This window comes from Sphaerisporangium dianthi, assembly GCF_042654065.1.
Taxonomy (GTDB): Bacteria; Actinomycetota; Actinomycetes; order Streptosporangiales; family Streptosporangiaceae; genus Sphaerisporangium; species Sphaerisporangium dianthi.
The window spans coordinates 1-3,040 of the sequence record NZ_JBHSFP010000092.1 but is presented as its reverse complement, the minus strand read 5'-3'; the positions used below and the strand labels follow the sequence as shown (position 1 = coordinate 3,040).

4 protein-coding genes are annotated in these 3,040 nt (G+C 65.2%); 2 read left to right on the top strand and 2 right to left on the bottom strand.

The window, feature by feature from the left end; genetic code table 11:
• Positions 1-841, bottom strand: an 841-nt coding sequence (locus ACFO60_RS40695; RefSeq protein ID WP_380852870.1) for an alpha-amylase family glycosyl hydrolase, incomplete at its 3' end; no start/stop codon positions are given.
• 721 nt (positions 842-1,562) lie between these two features.
• Here ACFO60_RS40695 and ACFO60_RS40690 point away from each other — a divergent pair.
• Together ACFO60_RS40690 and ACFO60_RS40685 are read left to right on the top strand one after the other, a co-directional pair.
• Positions 1,563-1,766, top strand: coding sequence for a hypothetical protein (locus tag ACFO60_RS40690; RefSeq protein WP_380852867.1), 204 nt, complete (start codon positions 1,563-1,565; stop codon positions 1,764-1,766).
• A gap of 248 nt (positions 1,767-2,014) precedes the next feature.
• Positions 2,015-2,509, top strand: coding sequence for a cupin domain-containing protein (locus ACFO60_RS40685; RefSeq protein WP_380852864.1), 495 nt, complete (start codon positions 2,015-2,017; stop codon positions 2,507-2,509).
• Positions 2,510-2,578: 69 nt separating this feature from the next.
• Here ACFO60_RS40685 and ACFO60_RS40680 read toward each other — a convergent pair.
• A partial coding sequence (locus ACFO60_RS40680) for a glycoside hydrolase family 11 protein (protein WP_380852861.1) occupies positions 2,579-3,040 on the bottom strand: 462 nt, incomplete at its 5' end.

The following is a 3,040-nucleotide window of genomic DNA, read 5'->3' as shown; positions in this document are numbered from 1 at the left end:
CGAGGTGGTTGCCCTCGGCCGTGTGGTTGTAGACGACGTCGAGGATGACCTCGATGTTCGCCTCGTGCAGGGCCTTGACCATCGCCTTGAACTCCAGCACCTGACCGCCCCGGCCGCCGGAGCTCGAATAGGCGTTGTGCGGGGCGAAGAAGCCGATGGTGTTGTAACCCCAGTACTCGGTGAGCCCGCGCTGTTCCAATGTGCGCTCGGTGACGAACTGGTGCACCGGCATCAGTTCGAGCGCCGTCACTCCTAGCCTCGCAAGATGGTCGACGATCTCTGGATGGCCGAGCGCGGCGTAGGTGCCCCGAATGCGTTCCGGAATGCGCGGATGCCGTATCGTCGCCCCGCGGACGTGAGCCTCATAGATCACCGTGTCGTGGTACGGCGTGGCCGGGGGCCGGTCGTGCCCCCAGCCGAAGAACTCGTTGATGACCACCGACTTCATCGAGTAGGGCAGACTGTCGACCGGGCTCGGACGGTACCGCGAGAAGCCGCGATCGTCGCCGAACAGAGCGTCGTCCCAGCGAAGCCGGCCGTCGACGGCTTTGGCGTATGGATCGAGCAGCAGCTTGGCCGGGTTGCAGCGCAAGCCCATGACCGGGTCGTAAGGACCGTGTACGCGATACCCATAGCGTTGTCCGGGCCCGACTCCTGGAAGGTAGGCGTGCCAGATGAACCCTTCGACCTCGGTGAGCCGAACGCGCTCTTCGATCCGGTCGTCGTCCAAGAGGCAGAGCTCGACCGTCTCGGCGGCTTCTGTGTAGAGCGCGAAGCTCGTTCCTGCGCCGTCATACGTGGCACCCAGGGGATACGGGTCACCAGGCCACTGCTCTGTCACATCGTCTCCTTGCCGGTCTCGGCGTATACGTCGACAAACGCCCTTCGGGGCGGCGTTTCACCGAACGGGGCAAACGGGTATGCGACAACACTGCATCTCGAGGCGGGCATCATCAAGGACGCTCGGATCGATATCCGATGCGAACATGCGGCAGATGTCGAGTGTCTCTCATGGTCATCCTCGCGGCGTATGTCTCAGGCGTGAGCCGCAGCTGCTGGGGAGTCGTTCTCGGGCGCCCCGCTGAGACTTGAGGTAGATCCACAGCGCATCCATAAGTTCGGCCGATTCGATGAATGCCCGACTTGTTCAACGCGGCTCCGCAGGGTCCCTCAATGCTTCTCGAGCTGCTGCGATGCGGGGCGAATTCCGCAGCCGCGGGCCGGCGGCGCTGGGGGATGATGTGGACGCTCACTACCGCTGGTCCGCCGATGGCCCATTCGGGCATCATGACGGACAGGAGCTCAAGTGCGCCGCTGGTCTGCAGAAGGTCGCCGTAGCTGTATGGGGAAGGGGAATATATCGCATCGCATACCGTAATGGCATTGCGGACTTGCAGGAAAGCGGGACGTGAGTGACGAGACCAGAATCCGGCCGGTTCGCCGTGGCGGGTCTCGTCCGGTCGTCCGCTTCGAGTTCGCGGAGGCGGGGACATAATCGCGGTTATGTGCCGGTCCCGTGTTACGCTCGAAAGTGATCACTCCTCTGCGAAAGAAGATCATCAATGAGCGTGACATCATTCCCGCTTACCCTGCGCGTCACCGTGAGCGGGGCGACGCCGGACGAGCTCAGAGAGAAAGCCAGGGCTCAGGCCCTGAGCTTCTTCGGCCCCAGTTCCGAACTCGACATCATCAGCGCCGAGGCCGAGTCGGACGAGGAGCGTCCCGATCACTACCGTGCGATCGTCAAGTTCCGGCGCGTCGCCTGAGGGGCCTCTGCGGCTGGAGACTCCCTCCGAGTGCTCGGCCGCGATCGTCGGCCGGGCCGGCGGACGCCGATCCGCGAGGTGAGAACTCTCTGGAGCGAGCGTGATCTGCCGTGATGGCCGTGACCTTCGCCGGCGCCTCGAGTGTCCCAATGGAACAGACCGGAATTGGATCTATGGATGGGCCATGGTGACTTCGTAGGATCATGCGGTCAGCCGCGAATGATCTCCCGCTCGAGGTGAGCACACCGATGTCCTATCCACCACCGCGGTATTTCGCGGACCACGGCGCCGCGAGTGCGGCCTACCGGCCCGTCGGCACGCAGCCGGATCTCACGATCGGGGTGAAGTCGCGGGTCGGTTATCTCGCGACCGGAGCGACGACCGGCGAGCAGTTCGGTCTGTATCGCTGGGACATGGCCGCGATTCCGAACGGGCCGGGCGCCCATTTCCATCGGACCATCTCCGAGTCGTTCTTCATTCTGGAGGGCACCGTCTCGCTGTACGACGGGGAACGGTGGCTGGCCGCCACGCCGGGCGACTTCCTGTACGTGCCACCGGGCGGAGTGCACGCTTTCAGCAACGACTCGGGCGCACCCGCCTCCATGCTCGTGCTGTTCGCACCGGGAGCGCCCCGGGAGGCGTACTTCGAGGAACTCGCCGAGATCGTCTCCTCGGGCCGTCAGCTCACGCGGCAGGAGTGGACCGAGTTGTACGCCCGTCACGACCAATTCGACGCGATGTGACGCACCGCCCGGTGGCGCGACGGTCGGGGACCGCCGCGCCACCGGTGTGCCGGTTCGGGTGTGGTGAGATCAGCTCGCGCTACAGGAGACCGTGGGCCAGGTCGTGTTGCCGTTGGTCTGGATGGTCACGCCGAAGTTGTTGCCGCTGCCGTTGGGCTTGGCGGTCAGCACCTGGGCGCTGGGATAGCTGGCGCTGGTGTTCCAGGTGGCGATGATCTTGGCTGGGGACGGGACGTTCATCGTCACGGTCCAGTTGCTCGAACCGCTGACCGCGACGTTGAGGTTGTACCGGTCGCTCCATGACTGGCCCGCCGACAGCGACGCGGTGCAGCCGCCGCCACCGCCGCCACCGCCACCGCCGCCACCGCCGCCACCGGAGGAGCCGCCGATGGTGATGTTGGAGTTGCCGCTGCTCTGGTAGCCCTCGGTGGCCAGGATCTGGTAGTCGTGGCTGCCGAGGTTCATGCCGTAGCGGGCCCAGGCGTCGAAGTGGTTGCCGGCGGTGATGGTCCCGCCGGTCTTCTTGGACTG